Consider the following 17,571-nt stretch of genomic DNA (forward strand, 5'->3'; position numbering starts at 1 on the left):
GCTGGCCGCCATCACCCGTACAGATGCAGCAGCACTTGCACGGCCACGATCTTGACGATGGTCATGCTGGGGAAGATCATGGCGTAGCCCAGGTTCGGGCGGTCCGACTTGGCCAGGCGGTTGGCGAACACCAGCACGGCCGGGTTGCCCGTGGCGCCGGCCGCGATGCCCAGCAGCTCGGGAAACGGCAGGCGCAGGAATATCTTGCCCAGGATCACGACGAGGGCCACCACCACCAGCACCGTCACGGCCCCCAGCGCCAGCATGGGCAAGCCATCGGCGCCCACTTGCTGCACGAAGGGCAAGCCGGACGCCATGCCGACGGAGGCGAGGAAAATCGTCAAGCCATAGTTGCGCATGACCAGGTTGGCCGACAGCGGCAAGCGCCAGCTGATCTTGCCGACCCTGCCCAGGCGCCCCAGGATCAGCGCCATCACCAGCGGGCCGCCCGCTAGGCCCAGGCTGAACGAACCTATCCACGGCAAGGGGATAGGCACCAGGCCCAGCAGCACGCCCAGCACCATGCCCATGCCCAGCGAGACATAGCTGAACTCGGCCGTGGCCGTGATGGAATTGCCGAACAGCTTGCGCACGTCGGCTGCATGTTTCGCCGGTGCAATGGCCATCACCCTGTCGCCGAATTCCAGGGTCAGGAACGGATGGGGCAGGATCATCGCATCGCCGCGGCGTATGAAGGCGATCTGCAGGGGAAAATCCTTGCCCAAGTTCAATTCTCCCAGGGGCACGCCGACGATTTCCGCATCCGACACGAACACTTCCGTGCCATCGAACGCGCTGCGGTCCTTCATCAGGCGGCCCGGGTCCAGGTGGCCCAGCGCCGTGCGCGCCGCTTCCACGCCCGCCACCGTGCCCGACACCATCAGCGCATCGCCCACGCCGAGCACGAGGCCCGGATCGGGCAAGCGGTTCTGGTGGCCCTGGCGCACGCCGATCACCTGCACGCCCGCCAGGGGGCCATCGGCCAGTTCGGACAGGGCGGCACCCGCCAATTTGGCTTCATCGATGGTAATTTCGGACACGACGATGGGTGCCGGCGGCGGCGTCAGCACGGGTTTTAATATGCGTCCCGCCAGGTACAGGCCCAGCATGGGGCCGACCACGCCGAACGGATACGCGACGGCATAGCCGACGGCCGCGTCGCCATTGCCGTGCGACGCTTCCAGCGCCGCCTGCAGGGCGGCCGTGCTGGTCATGGCGCCGGCAAACACGCCGCTGGCCATGCGCAGCGAGATATCGATCCACTGCCCGCCCCAGACGGACACGGCCAGGCCGCCCATGACGGCGGCAAAGGCGATCAGGTTATGTTTCTGCCCCGCACCGCGCAAGCCGGCGAAAAACTGCACGCCATACTGCACGCCTATGCCATACAGAAACAGCAGCAAGCCGATGGAGCCGACCATTGGCGGCGGCACGGCACCAGGGGCAAACGCGCCCAGCGCCAACCCCGCGAACAGCACGCCGCCCACGCCCAGCGAAAAGCCGAACACGCTGATGCGCCCCAGCGCATAACCGGCGCCGATGACGAGAAACAGGGCGAGGATGGGCGTGGACTCCAGCGTGTGGCGAAATAATTGAAGCATCAGGCAACCTTGGTCTGGGGAAGGCCCAGTTTAGCATGCACAAAAGCAACACGATGGCGATGATGGCAAGCAAGCGTGCGCAGCTTTGTGCATGTAAAACGGGCAAAAAAAAGCCCGCTGCGGGAGCGGGCTGAATCTAATTCCTGTGAGGAAGTAGAGGAGACAAATGCATGATGCCGCATGGCAACATATAAATCCAATTGCATGTTGTGATGATGGAAATATGTTTCATCAATATCTGACCTAAGCCGTTCCAAAAATGAGGAGTTTTCGCTGCGATCGTTGTTCGCGCGTCACCAGCACGCGGGCTTGCTCCACGCTTACGCAAGTCTGCGGCGCAAACCCTGCCGGCACGGTCTGCGCATCTCGCGCGATGACTTGCGGATCATTGAGCACGTCATAGTCTGCACGCTTGAAAAACAGTTGCTCGATACCAGCACCCCTCGCCGGCAACGGCTTGACGACGATGAGCGACCAATGGCTTTCATCCCCGAGAAATTGCTTTTGCTTCAGGAACGCGTTGACGCGGTCTGCATGGGGCGCCGATTCGCTCAGCTCGCTCTGATAAATACCCAGCGGGCACAGCGCCGTGCCGGCCGGCCATCCCATGTCGGGCAACGCTGCGACCGTGACCGGGCGCAACTGGGCCAGATGGCGGTCGAACGGGTGCTTTTCCGCCGAACCGGCGCCGAGCGCCATCAGCGCGAGCATGCCGGCGGCGCGTAACGGAGAAATCATCGGGCGGTTTCCTTCTTGAGGGTAGGATTACGTGAAGGTATGGTAAGCGATCAGCCGATGGAAACGGGCAAAAAAAAAGCCCGCTACGGAAGCGGGCTGAATCTATTTCCTTGGAGGAGATAGAGGAGACAGGTGAATGATGCCGCATCGCAGCATCATTATCCAATTGCATGTTGTGATGATAGAAATACGATCCCGCTATATCTCTACAGGCCTCCCCTGCCCCGCCATCCTCAGACCTTGTCGCCGCGCAAGGTTTTCGCCGCCGCCACCATATTGGCCAGCGCGGGAATGACTTCTTTCCAGCCGCGCGTCTTGAGGCCGCAATCGGGGTTGACCCACAGGCGGTGCGCGGGGATGCGTTCGGCCGCCTTGCGCATCAGCTTGACCATCTGTTCCTGGCTCGGAATATTGGGCGAGTGGATATCGTAGACGCCGGGGCCGATTTCGTTCGGGTAATTAAAATCATCGAAGGCGTCCAGCAATTCCATGTCGGAACGCGACGTTTCGATCGTGATGACGTCCGCATCCATGTCGGCGATCTGCGCGATGATGTCGTTGAATTCCGAATAGCACATGTGCGTGTGGATCTGCGTTTCATCGGCCACGCCATTGGCCGTGATGCGGAACGATTCGACGGCCCAGCGCAGGTACTCGGCCCATTGCGATTTGCGCAGCGGCAAGCCTTCGCGCAGCGCCGCTTCGTCGATCTGTATCACGCGGATGCCGGCCTGTTCCAGGTCCTGCACTTCGGCGCGCATGGCCAGCGCCAACTGGTGGCACGACACGGAACGGGGCTGGTCGTCGCGCACGAAGGACCAGTTCAGGATGGTGACGGGGCCCGTCAGCATGCCTTTCATCGGCTTGTCCGTCAGCGACTGGGCATAGGTGCTCCACTCCACCGTCATGGCGCGCGGGCGGCTGATGTCGCCAAACAAAATGGGCGGTTTCACGCAGCGCGAACCGTAGGATTGCACCCAGCCGAACTGGCTGAAGGTGTAGCCGTCAAGCTGTTCGCCGAAGTATTCCACCATGTCGTTGCGTTCCGCTTCACCATGCACGAAGACGTCCAGGCCCAGGCTTTCCTGTTCCTGCACGCAATGGGCGATTTCCGCCTGCATCAGCTTTTTATAGCCGGCTTCATCCAGCTGCCCGCTGCGGAACTGGCTGCGGGCCTGGCGGATTGGCGCCGTCTGCGGAAACGAGCCGATGGTCGTCGTCGGGTACAGCGGCAGTTGCAGCAGCGCGGCTTGCTTGGCAGCGCGCGCGGCATAGCCGCTGGCGCGCTGGCCCAGGCTGGCGTCGATGCGGGCCACGGCCGCCTTGACTTGAGGATTATGCACGCGCGGCGACTGGCGGCGCGCTTGCACGGCCGCATGATTAGCATCCAGCGCCGCTTGCACGCAGGCGCGGCCCTGGTTCAGAGCGCTGGCGATGGTGTGCACTTCATCGAGCTTTTGACGGGCAAAGGCCAGCCAGGATTGGATATCGGTGTCGAGCTTTTGTTCGCTGTCCAGGTCGACGGGCACGTGCAGCAGGGAACACGACGGCGCGATCCACAGGCGGTCTTGCAGCCTGGCGTACACGGGTTCCAGCCACGCCAGCACCTCGTTCAAATCCGTCTTCCAGATATTGCGGCCATTCACCACGCCCAGCGACAGGACGCTGGAACTTGGCAATTGGGCGATCACTTGCTCGACTTCCTCGCGGGCATTGACGGCGTCCAGGTGCAAGCCCTGCACGGGCAGCGTGCACGCCAGTTCCAGGTTGTCTTGCAGCTTGCCGAAATATGTGGCCAGCAGCAGTTTGACGCTGTTGACCTTGCTCAAGGCAGCGTAGGCCGTGACGAGCGCCTGCTGCCAGGCGCCGCCCAGTTCCGTGACGAGTATCGGCTCGTCGATCTGCACCCACTCCACGCCCTGCGCGGCCAGTTCCTGCAGCAGTTGCACGTAGACGGGCAGCAAGCCTTCCAGCAGCGCCAGCTTGTCGGAGTCGTCCTTGGCCTTGCCCAGCCACAAATAGGTGACGGGCCCGATCAGCACGGGCTTGGCCTTTACATTCAGCTGGCGCGCCTGCGCCAGTTGCTGCAGCAGGCGGCTGCTGTCGAGCTTGAATTGCGTGCCGGCCGAAAATTCCGGCACGATATAGTGATAATTGGTGTCGAACCATTTCGTCATTTCGCCGGCGTGGACGCAGCTGCAATCGCTGTCGCTGGCCGAGCGGCCACGGGCCACGCGGAAATAGTTATCGAGCGCCGCGCCAGTCAGGCCGCGCACGCGCTGCGGCAGGTTGCCGACGGTAAAGCTCAGATCCAGCACCTGGTCGTAGAAGGAAAAGTCGCCGACGGGCGCCAGGTCCAGCGCGTCCTGGTCTTGCCAGTGGCGCTGGCGCAATTCGGCGCCCTGTCCTTCCAGCGCGGCCAAGGTGCTGCCGCCCTTCCAGTAATCTTCCAGGGCGAATTTCAATTCGCGTTTGGCGCCGATGCGCGGGTAGCCCAGATTGTGTGTCGTGACGGTCATGGCGGTAGTGCCTCCTAGTGAAGTATGAATGCATCATAGAGGCTTTCATCCATGAAAAATAATGGTAAAACTTCATACATCCATTACTACTACTCATGTGAACACCTGCTCGAATACAGGCGGGGCAAAAAAAAAGCCCGCTGCAGGAGCGGGCTGAATCTAATTCCTGTGAGGAAGTAGAGGAGACAGATGAATGATGCCGCATCGCAGCATATCAAGCCAATTGCATGTTGTGATGATGGAAATATGATTCATCAATATCTGTCGCAGCCAGGGCATCTCAGGCGCTGGCCCGCGCGATCAGCTGGTAGGCCAGCGGCGCCAGGGCCGGCGGCGCGGCGCCCTCGTCCACTTCCCCCAGGCGCTGCAGGATGGCTTGCGCGGCCAGCCGGCCGATGTCATAGCGGGGCACGCGGATCGTCGTCAGCGCCGGCATGAGTTTTTCCGAGAACGGGAAGTCGCCAAAGCCCGCCACCGCGCATTGCTCGGGAATGCGGATGCCCAGGCGCGCCGCTTCATAGATGGCGCCGGCAGCCATGTTGTCGTTGGCAAAAAACAGGGCGTCGGGACGCTCGGCGCGCGCCATTTGCTCGCTGAATACCTGCCCGCCCGCGTCGAGCGGCGCCGTCACCGACGCTTGCACGATTTCCGGGCGCAAACCCAGCTGCTGCATGGTTTCCTCATAGCCCTGGGCCCGCTTGCGCGCGCGGAAATCGCTGCCGATGCCGCTGTCGACGTAGACGATGCGCCGGTAGCCTTGCGCGTGCAAATACAAGGTCATGTCGCGCCCCGTGGCGATGTGCGAAAAACCGATTTGCGGATACGGCCGCTCGGGACGGATATCCCACGTTTCGATGACGGGGATCTGCAAGCCGGCCAGCAAGGTTTCCGTGGCGGCGCTGTGGTCGGCGCCCGTCAGCACCAGCGCGCGCGGCGACCAACCGAGAAAGGCGCGCACCACCTTCTCTTCCGTCTCGATCGAGTAATCGTGGGTGGCCAGCAGCAACTGGTAATTGTGCTGCGACAAGGTGGTCGACAAGCCCTGGATGGTTTCCGCAAAGATGGAGTTCGACACGCTGGGCACGATGGCGCCCACGATGCGGCCCTGGGTCGACGCCAGGCCGCCGGCCGCCTCGTTGCGGATATAGCCGAGCTGGTCGATGGCGCTCTTGATGCGCTCGCGCGTTTCCTGCGACACGCGGTCCGGCTCCTTGAAATAGCGCGACACGGAAATGGCCGAGGTCTGTGCCAATTTGGCCACATCGAATACGGTGCTGCGGCCGAGGCCACGCCGCTTGCGTACTGGGTCGTTCATGGGTACTGCCTTCTCAAAAATCGGTGATCACCATGCATCATGCCATGGCCGGCGGCACAGGGGATGCCAGCGTGGCGCCGCTGCGCCGCGGCGCACCGCGATGCATGCCGGCCGGGCCGCAGAAGTTCCACCCTGGAAATTGGTGCCATTGAAATCATGCCGATAGTGTAATGGCTGCGCGCGACAAGATGCCAGCCGGCGCGCATTCTCCCTGCATTAAATCTGTTGACAGTCCCCTGCGATTCAAATTATATTTCGCTGTACTTGCAATGTTAGCGCTAACAAAGGCGACAGGCAAGACCCGAGACAGCAGCACTGGAACGCCATACGCAGCGCGCCAGGCAACCAAAAAGGACATACATTGAGCTCCGCTACCTCCCGCCGCACGCTGGAATCCCTGCGCAGCCAGCGCTGGCTGGCCCCAGACGACATGCGCTCGTTCGCCCACCGCCAGCGCCTGCAGCAGATGGGCCTGCGCCGCGAGGAATTCCTCGACCGCCCTGTCATCGCCATCATCAATACCTGGAGCGACCTGTCGCCGTGCCACTCGCACCTGCGCGAACGGGCCGAAGCCGTCAAACGGGGCATCCTGCTGGCCGGCGGCTTCCCCGTCGAACTGCCGGCCCTGTCGCTGGGCGAAGTGATGGTCAAGCCCACCACCATGATCTACCGCAACTTCCTCGCCATGGAAACGGAAGAACTGCTGCGCTCGCTGCCCATCGATGGCGCCGTGCTGCTCGGCGGCTGTGACAAGACGACGCCCGGCATGCTGATGGGCGCCATCAGCATGGACATCCCCGCCATCTTCTGTCCTGCCGGCCCCATGCTCAACGACCGCTACCGTGGCCAGAGCGTGGGCGCGGGCACGCATACCAAGAAATTCTGGGACGACTACGTGGCCGGCGACATCGCCAAGCCCGAGTGGATCAAGCTGGAAGCGAAGATGACGCGCTCGCCCGGCACCTGCAACACCATGGGCACGGCGTCCACCATGACGTCCATCGTCGAAGCGATGGGCTTTACCTTGCCGGGCGCCACCAGCATTCCCGCCATGGACGCCAACCACGTGCGCATGGCTTCGCAATGCGGCGAGCGCATCGTCGGCATGGTGTGGGAAGACTTGAAGCCGTCGCGCTTCTTCACCCGCGCCGCGCTGTCGAATGGCGTGGCGGCCTACATGGCGCTCGGCGGCTCGACCAACGCGGCCATCCACCTGGTCGCCATTGCCGGGCGCGCCGGCCTGGCCCTGTCGCTCGATGAAATGGATGCGATGGCGCAAAAAGTGCCCGTCATCGCCAACCTCTTCCCATCCGGCGACAAGCTGATGGAAGATTTCTTCTATGCGGGCGGCATGCCGGCCCTGCTCAAGGAAATCATGCCGCAGCTGGACTTGACGGCGCTGACGGTGACGGGCCGTACCTTGGGCGAGAACATCGCCGACGCCGTCTGCCTGGACGACAGCGTCATCCGCAAGGTGTCGCAGCCGGTGGCCGACGGCGCGGCGCTGGCCGTGCTGCGCGGCAACCTGTGTCCCGGCGGCGCCGTCATCAAGCCGTCGGCCGCCAATCCGAAGTTCGCCAAACACCGGGGACGCGCTCTCGTGTTCGACTCGAACGCGGAAATGCTGGCGCAGATCCACGCGCCCGACCTGGATATCGATGAAAACACGGTCTTGATCCTGCGCAATGGCGGCCCCATCGGCGCGCCCGGCATGCCGGAATGGGGCAATCTGCCCGTGCCGAAAAAGCTGCTGCAGCAAGGCATACGCGACATGGTACGCATCTCCGACGCGCGCATGAGCGGCACCCATTACGGCACTTGCGTACTGCACGTCACGCCGGAAGCGGCCGTCGGCGGCCCGCTGGCCCTCGTGCGCAACGGCGACATGATCGAACTGGACATCGCCGCGCGCAGCCTGAACATGGATGTGACGGACGAGGAACTGGCGCGCCGCCGCGCCGAGTGGCAGGCGCCGGCGCAAAAATATGCGCGCGGCTACACCAAACTGTACATGGAGCACGTGACGCAGGCGGACCAGGGCTGCGACCTGGACTTCTTGCTGGGCAACGCCGCCACGCCGGAACCGCCGATTTTCTGACGCCGCCGCCTTCCCTACCTATATAGAGAGCACAACTATGGATATCCTGGACAACCCTTTCCGCGCCTTGCTGGCGGACAACGCAGTACCGCTGGGCAGCTGGCTGATGGCCGGCACGCCCGTCACGGCCGAAGCCATGGGCTGCGCCGGCTTCGACTGGCTGGTGCTGGACATGGAACACGTGCCCATCGACTATCAGGACGCCTACCAGATCCTGCAGGCAGTCGGCGGCACGCCGGCCTGCCCCGTCGTGCGCCTGGCCTGGAACGACCTGGTGCAGATCAAGCGCGCGCTCGACATCGGCGCGCAAACCCTGATGTTCCCGTTCGTGGAAAACGCCGCCGAAGCGCGCAGCGCCGTGGCCGCCACCCGCTATCCACAACCGGGCCAGGCCATTCCCGGCACGCGCGGTTTTGCCGCCATGCACCGCGCCAGCCGCTATGGCACCGTGCCCGACTACGCGACGCGCGCCAACGGCGCCGTCTTCTCGATTATCCAGCTGGAAACCCCGGCCGCCCTGGCGCAGCTGGAAGAGATCGCCGCCGTCGATGGCGTCGACGCCCTGTTCGTGGGACCTGGCGACCTGTCGGCCGCCATGGGCCATATCGGCAATATCGGCCACCCGGACGTGCAGGCGGCCATTGCCGACGCGGCCCGCCGCGCCCGCGCCATCGGCAAACCCATCGGCATTGTCGGCCCATCGCCGGAAATGGTGCACACTTTCATCCATTACGGCTATGACTACGTGGCCATCGCTTCGGACATGGGCATGATGATGCGCCAGGCCAACGCCTTTATCACGGCCCTGAAACCGTCGCTGGCGAAAGCCCTCGACACGGGCGCCTACTAATTGTTCTGTTGCAACACATTGTTGCAACGCACGTAACGCGCTCAGACGCGTCATTCGCATCTTTTGGAGACAAGCATGTCAGGTGTAAAACTGGAAAAGGTTGTCAAGAAGTACGACAACGGCGTCGAAGTCATTCATGGCATCGACCTGGAAATCAAGCAAGGCGAATTCGTCGTCTTCGTGGGCCCTTCGGGTTGCGGAAAATCAACACTGATGCGCATGGTCGCGGGCCTGGAATCGATCACGGGCGGCACCATCTCCATCGAGGGACAGGTCGTCAACGACTTGCCGCCGCGCGAGCGCGACATCGCCATGGTGTTCCAGGACTATGCGCTGTACCCGCACAAGTCCGTGTTCGACAACCTGGGCTTTGGTTTGAAACTGCGCAAGTTCCCGAAGGCGGAAATCGAACAGCGCGTGCGCGCTGCCGCCACCATCCTGAAAATCGACCACTTGCTCGACCGCAAGCCGCGCGCCCTGTCCGGCGGCCAGCGCCAGCGCGTGGCCATGGGCCGCGCCATCGTGCGCCAGGCCAAGCTGTTCCTGTTCGATGAACCGCTGTCGAACTTGGACGCCCTGCTGCGCTCGGAAATGCGCACGGAAATCAAGAAATTGCACCAGCGCATAGGCGCCACCACCATTTACGTCACGCATGACCAGGTCGAGGCGATGACCCTGGCCGAGCGCATCGTCGTGCTGTCAGGCGGCAACATCATGCAGGTCGGTACGCCGGACCAGATCTACAACGAACCCGTGTCGAAATTCGTCGCCGGTTTCACGGGCTCGCCGCCGATGAACTTCCTCGGCGCCAAGGTGGCGCGCAACGGCGCCGGCCAGGCCGAGATCGTGCTGGGCGCGGCGCGCCTGGCCCTGCCGCCGGAGCGCCAGGCCGCATGCGGCAAGCTCGACGGCCGCGCGGTGGAATTCGGCATCCGCCCGGAAGACATCACGCTGGAAGCGGCCAGTCCCGCCAGCGCCGCCCTGGCCGCGACAGTGGTGGTGGTCGAACCGCTGGGCGCGGAAACCCTGGTCATCTTCCAGTGCGAAGGGGGCGAATTGACGGCGCGCCTGCCGCCCACCTTCGCCCTGGCGCCGGGACAGCAAGTGACGGTACAGCTGGACATGGAAAAATTCCATCTGTTCGATCCGCAAGGGGGCGCGGTACTGCCCTCCCGATAAGCCGCGAACGACCGGCATACCCATTCCAAAAAAACAGGAGACAACATCATGCGTATCAAATCCCTCGTCCTGGCGCTCGGCGCCACTTTCGTCCTTGCCACCGGCTTGGCCACCAGCGCCCACGCGCAAACGGTCAAGGTGTTCGTCGGCGGCCAGGAGCGCCCCGAAGTCATGCGCGAACTGTTCGCCAAATTCATGGCCGCCAATCCCGGCGTCAAGATCGACCTGGAAACGGGCGGCGCCACGTCCGAATTGCAGCAGAAATACCTGAACACGGTGCTGTCGGCCGGCGACACCACCCTGGACGTGTTCCTGATCGATATCATCCGCCCGGCCCAGTACGCGTCGGCCGGCTGGATCGAAAGCCTGGACAAATACCTGGGCGCCGACCGCGACAAGATCATGGGCCAGTACCTGCCCGCCTACAAGCAAGCGAATATGGTCGACAACAAGGTCGTGGCCCTGCCCGCCTTTGCCGACGCCATGTTCCTCTATTACCGCAAGGACTTGCTGGCCAAGTACAAGCTGGCGGCGCCGAAAACCTGGGATGAGCTGGCCACCGTGGCGCGCACCATCCAGGCCGGCGAAAAGAATCCGGAATTGCAAGGCATCAGCTTCCAGGGCAAGGCCATCGAAGGCGCCGTCTGCACCTTTTTGCTGCCGTACTGGAGCCAGGGCGGCGAACTGGTCACAAACGGCAAGCTGACCCTGGACAAGCCCAAGGCGGAAGCGGGCCTGGCCATGTGGCGCAAGCTCGTCGACCAGGGCGTGGCGAAAAAGAACATCGCCGAAGTGGCCACCGACGATACGCGCAAGGAGTTCCAGGCAGGCAATGTCTTGTTCGCCGTCAACTGGGGCTATGCCTGGAACCACTTCCAGGATGGCGCCGACAGCAGCGTGAAAGATAAAGTCGGCGTCGTCAGCCTGCCGGCCATGGCGGGCGGCAAACCTGCCTCGTGCATCGGCGGCTGGCAATGGGCCGTGTCCTCGTTCTCGAAGAACAAGGAGGCGTCCGCCAAGCTGGTGCGCTGGCTGTCGAGCCCGGAAGTGTCGAAGCAGCTGGCCCTCAAGGCGTCCAACCTGCCCGTCTACCCATCCGTCTACCAGGACAAGGAAGTGCTGGCCGCCAATGGCTGGTTCGCCGATGCCCTGCCGGTGGTGCAAAGCGCCCGCTCGCGCCCCGTCACGCCGCGCTACAGCGAAGTGTCCGAAGCCGTGCGCGTCAACACGAATGCCGTGATGGCGGGCGTGAAGACGCCGGCGGCGGCCGTGGGCGAGATCGAAAACCGCGTCAAGCGCATCCTGCGCTAAGGGGATCACGCCCGTGCCGCCACGACGGCGGCGCGGGCGGCACACGCATACGCACACCGCAACAGACGAGGAAATCATGAGGCAACGCACCCTGAAAAGCCGCATCACGGACCCCAGCGAAACAACGCTGGCCTGGGTCCTGCTGACGCCGGCGATTCTCTTTTTACTGCTGATCGTGGCCTACCCGGTCAGCAAATTGATCTATAACAGCTTTTTCGACATCCGCCTGTCCGGCGGCAGCCTGCCCAGTTTCGTGGGCCTGGACAACTACAAGATGGCGCTGGAAGATGCGCTGTTCTGGAAATCGCTGAAAAACACCGTCATCATCACCGTCGTCACCGTACCGGGCGCGCTGGTGGCGGGCCTGGGCCTGGCCATGCTGGCCAACATGCCGTTCAAGTACCGCTGGCCCGTGCGCCTGGCGCTGCTGCTGCCGTGGGCACTGCCGCTGGCCTTCGTCGGCCTGATCTTCGCCTGGTTCTTCCACAGCGAATACGGCCTGGTGAACGACATCATCCGCCGCATCGACCTCTTGATCCCCGGCCTGGGCTGGGAGCCGCAAATCTGGTTCAATTCGCCCGCGCTGACCATGGCCGCCATCTGCATCACGACCATCTGGAAAACCTCGTCGTTCATGGCCCTCATTTTGCTCGCCGGCCTGCAAACCATCCCCGCCTCGCTGTATGAGGCGGCCGAAGTGGATGGCGCCAGCAAGTGGAAGCAATTCACGGAAGTGACCCTGCCGCTGCTGGTGCCATCGATGCTGGTGGCGCTGATCTTCCGCACCCTGACGGCCATCCAGTCCTTCGATATTCCGTACAACATGCCCGGCCCTGGCGACGAAACCAAGACCCTGGCCATGTACATCCAGTCCAATACCGTCGATTACCTCGACGTGGGCTACGGCTCGACCCTGGCGGTATTCATGTTCCTGCTGTCGATGGCCACCACGTTTGTGTATCTGAAATATGTAAGAGGAGACAAAGAATGAGCGGCCTGTTTTCATCGAAGCGCCTGCGCTGGTTCGCCGCCGCGATCGTCATCCTCAACGGCGTCTTCCCCGCCCTGTGGATCCTGTTTACCTCGCTCAAGACCGAGAGCGAACTGACGCAAAAGCCGATCACCTACTGGCCGCACGAACCGACCATCGGCAATTTCATCTCCGCCTTCCAGGACCAGCCGCTGCTGACGTTCCTGACCAACAGCCTGATCGTGGCCAGCCTGTCGACCCTGCTCAGCCTGTTTATCAGCGCGCTGGCCGCGTATGCGATTGCCCGCCTGCGCCTGCGCTTCCGCGGCCTGATCCTGACGGCCATCATCGGCGTGTCGATGTTCCCGCTGGTGACCCTGATGGTGCCGCTGTTCGAAATCATGCGCAGCCTGGGCTTGCTGAACTCCTACTGGGCGCTGGTGCTGCCGTACACGGTGCTGAACCTGCCCATCTGCACCCTGATGATGGTGAGCTTTTTCCAGGATATCCCGCGCGACATCGAAAACGCGGCCATGCTCGACGGCTGCACCCGGTTGAGCGCCCTGTGGCGCATCGTGCTGCCGCTGGCCGCGCCGGGCGTGGCGACGGCCGCCATCCTCGCGTTTGTGAATTCCTGGGACGAGTTCCTGCTGGCGCTGTCGATGAATTCGGCCGTGGCTTACCGCACCCTGCCCGTCGGCATCCAGCTGTACCAGGGCGAATTCGCCTTCCCGTGGCCGATCATCTCGGCGGCGCTGGTGGTGGCCATCGTCCCCATCGTCGTGCTGATCGTGATTTTCCAGGAAAAGGTCGTCAGCGGCCTGACCTCGGGCGGCTTGAAGGGCTGAAAATGGACCACCAGTCTCCCTTCACCCTGGCGCACGGCGACTGCCGCGCCGACGTCCACCCGGCCACGGGTGGCGCGCTGGCGGCTTTCCGCTGGCGCGGGCGCGACATCCTGCGCGCCGCGCCGGCCGCTGCCGACGTGCGGCAGATGGCTTGCTACCCTTTGGTGCCGTATTCGAACCGCATCGGCAACGCCGTGCTGCAGGCGCAGGAACAGGCGCATGCGCTGCGCGCCAACTTCCCGCCCGAGCCGCACAGCATCCACGGCTTTGGCTGGCAGCGCGCCTGGCACGTGGCCTCGCGTGCCGCCGACAGCGCCGAACTGCTGCTGGTGCACGGCGGCGACGCCGACTGGCCGTTCGCCTGCGAAGCGCGGCAAACCGTGCTGCTCGACGCCGCCGGCCTGCGCCTGACCTTATCCGTGCGCAACGACGACACGCGCGCCATGCCCGCCGGCCTGGGTTTTCACCCCTATTTTCCGCTGGCGCCCGGCCTGCGCCTGCAGGCGCAATGGGATGGCGTGTGGAGCATGGGCGATGACCACCTGCCGGCCGGCCTGGCGCCCGTGGCGCAGGCATCGCCATTCGCCACGCCGCAGCCCGTGGCCGGCTGGCACAGCGACCATTGCTACAGCGGCTGGACGGGCCGCGCCAGCCTCGATTACGGCGACTACAGCGTGCAGCTGTCGGCCAGCGAGAATTGCCGCCACCTCGTGTGCTTCGCACCCAACGACGAGCGCAGCTTCATCGCCATCGAACCCGTCACGCATGCCAACAATGCCTTTGCGCTGGCCGCGCGCGGCGCACACGACACGGGCATGCGCCTGCTGGCGCCCGGCGAGACCCTGCACATCGCCATGCGACTGGCCATGCAGGAAAATGCGGAGGAGGCCCATGCGTGAATGGCAAGCCGAACTGGCCCTCGACGCGCGCGCCCAGCTGGGCGAATGCCCGCTGTGGAGCGTAGCCGAACAGTGTTTGTACTGGATCGACATCGCCGGGCGCCGCCTGCACCGCTATGATCCGGCCACTGGCCTCGACCGGGTCTGGTGGGTGCCGTGCGAGCCGGGCTGCATCGCCCTGGCTGAAAATGGCGGCCTGGTGGCCGCCCTGCGCGACGGTTTCTACCGCTTCTATCCGCAGGAAGGCTTGCTCGACAAGCTGGCCGATGCGCCCTACGACAGCCGCGACATGCGTTTCAACGATGGCCGCTGCGACAGCGCCGGGCGCTTCTGGGCCGGCGCCATGTACGAGCCGCGCACGGCGGAACTGGCTGCCATGTTTTGCCTGGAACGGGGCGCCACGCGCCTAGGCTGGGGGCCGCAACAGGATCTTGGCGTGAAAGTCAGCAACGGCCTCGCCTTTGCAGAGGATGGCCAATCCCTGTTCCAGTCCGACACGCCGAACCACGTGATCTACCGTTTCGCCTTTGACGCGGCCAGCGGCCAGGCGGGCCAACGCACGGTGTTTGCCCGCCTGCCCGCCAAGGGAGAGGACGCCGTGTACGGCGGCCGCCCCGATGGCGCGGCGCTCGATGCGGAAGGCTGCTACTGGAGCGCGCAATACGAAGGCGGCCGGGTGCTGCGCTTTTCGCCGCAGGGAGAGATCATCGGCATCGTGCGCGTGCCCGTCACGCGCCCCACCATGATCGCCTTTGGCGGCGCCGACCTGCGCACCCTGTACATCACCAGCGCGCGCGAAGGCGCCAGCGACGACGAACTGGCGCGCCAGCCGCAGGCCGGCGGCCTCTTTGCCGTGCGCCTGGACGTGGCCGGCCGCCCCGAACCCCTGTACCGGGATTGATACCCGGATCTTCACCCTGAGGACAGCATGAACGCCAACATCACTCTCTACCCCAGCCTGCAGGACCGCGTGGTCTTCGTCTCCGGCGGCGGCTCCGGCATCGGCGCTGCGCTGGTCGAACACTTCGCCCTGCAAGGCGCGCAAGTGGCTTTTTGCGACATCGATGGCGACGCCAGCGCCGCCCTGGCCGCACGCCTGGCGCCCCTGTGCCGGCACGCACCCTATTTTGTCTATAGCGACATCCGCGACATCGCCGCCTACCAGGCCAGTCTGGCCGACGTCGAGGCGCGCTTCGGCGCCATCCGCGTGCTGCTCAATAACGCGGGCCGCGACGACCGCCATTCGCTGGCCGAACTGACGCCCGAATACTGGGACAACTGCCTGGCACTGAACCTCAAGCACCACGTGTTCGCCATCCAGCAGGTAGCGCCCGGCATGGCGGCCGCCGGCGGCGGTTCCATCATCAACCTGGGCTCGATCTCGTGGATGCGCGGGCGCCCCAACCTGGTCGGCTACACCACGTCCAAGGCGGGCATCGCGGGCCTGTCGCGCACCCTGGCGCGCGAGCTGGGCGAACAGAATATCCGCGTCAACGCCATCGCGCCGGGCGCCATCGCCACGGACCGCCAGGCCGCGCTGTGGCGCGACCCGGAAGAAGACCGCCGCTTCATCGAACTGCAATGCCTGAAATACCGGCTCGACGCGGGCCACGTGGCGCGCACGGCCCTGTTCCTGGCGGCCGACGATTCGGACGGCATCACGGGACAGAACATCATCGTCGATGCCGGCCTCGCGCAAGTATCTGTAGCTGGCTAAGCCCCCATTCAAGGAGAACCCTCATGTTGAACCTGCAAGACGCAAGCCTGTTGAAACAGCAATGCCTGATCGACGGCGCCTGGTGCGACGCCGATGACGGCGCCACCATCGCCGTCACCAATCCCGCCACGGGCGAAGTGATCGCCACCGTGCCGCGCATGGGCGCGGCCGAGACGCGGCGCGCCATCGCCGCCTCGCATGCGGCCTTCCGGCTGTGGCGCAAGCAGACCGTCAAGGCGCGCGCCACGGTGCTGCGCGCCTGGCATGCCTTGATTTTGCAGCACGCGGACGACCTGGCGCTGATACTCACCAGCGAGCAAGGCAAGTCGCTGGCCGAAGCCAAGGGCGAGATCGTCTCGAACGCGGCCTACCTGGAATGGTTTGCCGAGGAAGGCAAGCGCGCATATGGCGACGTGATCGCGCCGCCGTCGAATGACAAGCGCATCGTCGTCATCAAGCAGCCGATTGGCGTGTGCGCGGCCATCACGCCGTGGAATTTCCCGAACGGCATGATCACGCGCAAGGCCGGTCCCGCCCTGGCGGCCGGCTGCAGCATGGTCTTGAAGCCGGCGTCGCAAACGCCGCTGTCGGCCCTGGCCCTGGGCGAACTGGCGCTGCGGGCCGGCGTGCCGCCTGGCGTCTTCAATGTAGTGACGGGCGCGGCGCAGGCCATCGGCACGGAACTGTGCCACAACGACCTGGTGCGCAAGATCACGTTTACGGGGTCGACCGAAGTGGGCGCCTGGCTGTCGCGCGAGGCGGCCGGCACGATCAAGAAGCTGTCGCTGGAATTGGGCGGCAACGCGCCCTTCATCGTTTTCGAAGATGCCGACATCGACGCGGCCGTCGAAGGCGTGCTGATGTCGAAATACCGCAACAGCGGCCAGACCTGCGTCTGCGCCAACCGCATCTACGTGCAGGACAGCATCTACGACGACTTCGCCGCCCGCCTGGTGGCCAAGGTGGCCGAACTGAAACTGGGCAATGGCCTGGACGCGGGCGTCACGCAAGGCCCGCTGATCGATGAAAACGCCGTGCGCAAGATCGAGCAGCACATCGCCGACGCGCTGGCCAAGGGCGGCAAGCTGGCCATCGGCGGCAAGCGCCACGCGCTGGGCGGCAGCTTTTTCGAGCCCAGCGTGATGCTGGAAGCGAACAGCGACATGCTGGTGGCCACCGAGGAAACCTTCGCCCCGCTGGCGCCGCTGTTCCGCTTCGGCAGCGAAGAGGAAGTCGTCGCCATGGCCAACGCCACGCAGTTCGGCCTGGCCGGCTATTTCTACAGCCGCGACCTGGGCAGAGTCTGGCGCGTGGCGGAAGAACTGGAAGTGGGCATGGTCGGCATCAACACGGGCATGATCGCCAATGAAATGGCGCCGTTCGGCGGCGTCAAGCATTCGGGCATGGGCCGCGAAGGCTCGCATTACGGCATGGACGACTTCCTCGATATCAAATACTTGTGCATGGGAGGAATTTGATTATTTCAATGTAAGCAAGGCAGGGATCAGCAACCATACTCATAAAAA

General features: G+C 64.2%; 14 protein-coding genes. 10 read left to right on the plus strand and 4 right to left on the minus strand.

Annotated features, from left to right (window positions below; all coding sequences use genetic code 11):
* Window positions 1-11 precede the first annotated feature (11 nt).
* The 4 genes from O3299_RS09820 to O3299_RS09835 all read right to left on the minus strand — a co-directional run bounded on the left by O3299_RS09820 (window position 12) and on the right by O3299_RS09835 (window position 6,173).
* On the minus strand, window positions 12-1,601 hold the full coding sequence (locus O3299_RS09820; protein WP_099667495.1) for an aspartate:alanine exchanger family transporter: 1,590 nt from the start codon (window positions 1,599-1,601) through the stop codon (window positions 12-14).
* A gap of 243 nt (window positions 1,602-1,844) precedes the next feature.
* Window positions 1,845-2,339 (minus strand): hypothetical protein, encoded by a 495-nt coding sequence (locus O3299_RS09825; protein ID WP_305062196.1) that lies wholly within the window; start codon window positions 2,337-2,339, stop codon window positions 1,845-1,847.
* 233 nt (window positions 2,340-2,572) lie between these two features.
* Complete coding sequence (gene metE, locus O3299_RS09830; protein WP_305062197.1) at window positions 2,573-4,858, minus strand: 5-methyltetrahydropteroyltriglutamate--homocysteine S-methyltransferase; 2,286 nt, start codon at window positions 4,856-4,858, stop codon at window positions 2,573-2,575.
* Between the two features lie 280 nt (window positions 4,859-5,138).
* Window positions 5,139-6,173 (minus strand): LacI family DNA-binding transcriptional regulator, encoded by a 1,035-nt coding sequence (locus tag O3299_RS09835; protein WP_099667492.1) that lies wholly within the window; start codon window positions 6,171-6,173, stop codon window positions 5,139-5,141.
* 430 nt (window positions 6,174-6,603) lie between these two features.
* Between O3299_RS09835 and araD the strand changes: the two genes are divergently transcribed.
* From araD to O3299_RS09885, 10 genes are all read left to right on the plus strand, one after another.
* Window positions 6,604-8,271, plus strand: coding sequence for an L-arabinonate dehydratase (gene araD, locus O3299_RS09840; protein ID WP_369811582.1), 1,668 nt, complete (start codon window positions 6,604-6,606; stop codon window positions 8,269-8,271).
* A gap of 37 nt (window positions 8,272-8,308) precedes the next feature.
* The gene (locus tag O3299_RS09845) at window positions 8,309-9,121 is read left to right on the plus strand and encodes an HpcH/HpaI aldolase/citrate lyase family protein (protein WP_305052375.1); all 813 of its coding nucleotides are present in this window, start codon (window positions 8,309-8,311) and stop codon (window positions 9,119-9,121) included.
* A 75-nt stretch (window positions 9,122-9,196) separates the two neighbouring features.
* On the plus strand, window positions 9,197-10,300 hold the full coding sequence (locus tag O3299_RS09850; protein ID WP_099388104.1) for an ABC transporter ATP-binding protein: 1,104 nt from the start codon (window positions 9,197-9,199) through the stop codon (window positions 10,298-10,300).
* A gap of 48 nt (window positions 10,301-10,348) precedes the next feature.
* The gene (locus O3299_RS09855; RefSeq protein ID WP_289910510.1) at window positions 10,349-11,611 is read left to right on the plus strand and encodes an ABC transporter substrate-binding protein; all 1,263 of its coding nucleotides are present in this window, start codon (window positions 10,349-10,351) and stop codon (window positions 11,609-11,611) included.
* Window positions 11,612-11,687: 76 nt separating this feature from the next.
* On the plus strand, window positions 11,688-12,602 hold the full coding sequence (locus O3299_RS09860) for a carbohydrate ABC transporter permease (protein ID WP_289910511.1): 915 nt from the start codon (window positions 11,688-11,690) through the stop codon (window positions 12,600-12,602).
* Window positions 12,599-13,429 carry a carbohydrate ABC transporter permease gene (locus tag O3299_RS09865; protein WP_305062198.1) on the plus strand — a complete coding sequence of 277 codons (831 nt, stop codon included), beginning with the start codon at window positions 12,599-12,601 and terminating at the stop codon, window positions 13,427-13,429. Before O3299_RS09860 ends, O3299_RS09865 begins: the two co-directional genes overlap by 4 nt.
* Before the next feature lie 2 nt (window positions 13,430-13,431).
* Entirely contained in the window at window positions 13,432-14,328 is an 897-nt protein-coding gene (locus O3299_RS09870) for an aldose 1-epimerase (RefSeq protein WP_305062199.1), read from the plus strand.
* Entirely contained in the window at window positions 14,321-15,229 is a 909-nt protein-coding gene (locus O3299_RS09875; protein WP_305062200.1) for an SMP-30/gluconolactonase/LRE family protein, read from the plus strand. The genes O3299_RS09870 and O3299_RS09875 overlap by 8 nt, the downstream gene beginning before the upstream one ends.
* Window positions 15,230-15,256: 27 nt before the next feature.
* Complete coding sequence (locus tag O3299_RS09880; protein WP_092605534.1) at window positions 15,257-16,045, plus strand: SDR family NAD(P)-dependent oxidoreductase; 789 nt, start codon at window positions 15,257-15,259, stop codon at window positions 16,043-16,045.
* A gap of 23 nt (window positions 16,046-16,068) precedes the next feature.
* Window positions 16,069-17,523, plus strand: a complete 1,455-nt coding sequence (locus O3299_RS09885; RefSeq protein ID WP_305062201.1) for an NAD-dependent succinate-semialdehyde dehydrogenase — start codon at window positions 16,069-16,071, stop codon at window positions 17,521-17,523.
* The last annotated feature ends 48 nt before the right edge of the window (window positions 17,524-17,571 follow it).

Origin of the sequence: Janthinobacterium sp. SUN176, from assembly GCF_030587335.1 — a bacterium.
In the GTDB taxonomy this organism is placed as follows: Bacteria; Pseudomonadota; Gammaproteobacteria; order Burkholderiales; family Burkholderiaceae_D; genus Janthinobacterium; species Janthinobacterium kumbetense.

Coding starts and splice junctions, on each gene's coding strand:
- O3299_RS09820 (WP_099667495.1), bottom strand. CDS start 1,601: ATGCTTCAATTATTTCGCCACACGCTGGAGTCCACGCCCATCCTCGCC.
- O3299_RS09825 (WP_305062196.1), bottom strand. CDS start 2,339: ATGATTTCTCCGTTACGCGCCGCCGGCATGCTCGCGCTGATGGCGCTC.
- metE (WP_305062197.1), bottom strand. CDS start 4,858: ATGACCGTCACGACACACAATCTGGGCTACCCGCGCATCGGCGCCAAA.
- O3299_RS09835 (WP_099667492.1), bottom strand. CDS start 6,173: ATGAACGACCCAGTACGCAAGCGGCGTGGCCTCGGCCGCAGCACCGTA.
- araD (WP_369811582.1), top strand. CDS start 6,604: ATGCGCTCGTTCGCCCACCGCCAGCGCCTGCAGCAGATGGGCCTGCGC.
- O3299_RS09845 (WP_305052375.1), top strand. CDS start 8,309: ATGGATATCCTGGACAACCCTTTCCGCGCCTTGCTGGCGGACAACGCA.
- O3299_RS09850 (WP_099388104.1), top strand. CDS start 9,197: ATGTCAGGTGTAAAACTGGAAAAGGTTGTCAAGAAGTACGACAACGGC.
- O3299_RS09855 (WP_289910510.1), top strand. CDS start 10,349: ATGCGTATCAAATCCCTCGTCCTGGCGCTCGGCGCCACTTTCGTCCTT.
- O3299_RS09860 (WP_289910511.1), top strand. CDS start 11,688: ATGAGGCAACGCACCCTGAAAAGCCGCATCACGGACCCCAGCGAAACA.
- O3299_RS09865 (WP_305062198.1), top strand. CDS start 12,599: ATGAGCGGCCTGTTTTCATCGAAGCGCCTGCGCTGGTTCGCCGCCGCG.
- O3299_RS09870 (WP_305062199.1), top strand. CDS start 13,432: ATGGACCACCAGTCTCCCTTCACCCTGGCGCACGGCGACTGCCGCGCC.
- O3299_RS09875 (WP_305062200.1), top strand. CDS start 14,321: ATGCGTGAATGGCAAGCCGAACTGGCCCTCGACGCGCGCGCCCAGCTG.
- O3299_RS09880 (WP_092605534.1), top strand. CDS start 15,257: ATGAACGCCAACATCACTCTCTACCCCAGCCTGCAGGACCGCGTGGTC.
- O3299_RS09885 (WP_305062201.1), top strand. CDS start 16,069: ATGTTGAACCTGCAAGACGCAAGCCTGTTGAAACAGCAATGCCTGATC.